General features: G+C 32.7%; 1 protein-coding gene. It reads left to right on the top strand.

Annotated features, from left to right (window positions below; genetic code table 11):
• Window positions 1-61 precede the first annotated feature (61 nt).
• Window positions 62-523, top strand: a complete 462-nt coding sequence (locus COD11_RS26420; protein WP_098799823.1) for a hypothetical protein — start codon at window positions 62-64, stop codon at window positions 521-523.
• Window positions 524-544: the final 21 nt, after the last annotated feature.

Raw genomic sequence — 544 nt, 5'->3', positions numbered from 1 at the left:
TTTTATAATGCCATAAACATGTAAGCCAAGAAATTGGCAAAATGAAAGGAGAGGATGAGGTGTGGAAAAATTAATAAAAGAAGATATGGAAAACTTATTTAATGTAGGTGTGGGTAACCAATTTGATTACGTTGGTTTTTATAAGGGTGAAAAGGGAAATTATCTCATTGATCGAACTGATGGCCAAACGTACACTGACGACTTTTTAGCAGAAAATACAACTGAAGCGATTGAAATTTTATTTGAAAAGGTTGAAGAAATGATTGATGAAGCGCAGAGGTGGCTATTAAAAAGATATTCGGAGTTAGACCGAGAAAATCCTTATGAAAGTAGAGAAGAAGAGTTACGAGAAGAATTACAGGATAAATTGAAAGTGGTGGTCATAACTGCCCTTTATAGGCTTCAATATAAAAATCTGAAGAGCATAATTACAGAAGAGCAAGAGTTACAATTGGCCGAATTAAAATATAATAGGTTAGTTAAGAAATATAGACTTAAAGAGGAAGTAGATTTACATAAATAGGGTAAGGTAGTGTCAAAAGAT

Source organism: Bacillus sp. AFS040349, assembly GCF_002577655.1.
Taxonomy (GTDB): domain Bacteria; phylum Bacillota; class Bacilli; order Bacillales; family Bacillaceae; genus Metabacillus.
The sequence above is the reverse complement of the archived record's forward strand: the minus strand, read 5'-3'. Positions and strand labels throughout refer to the sequence as shown.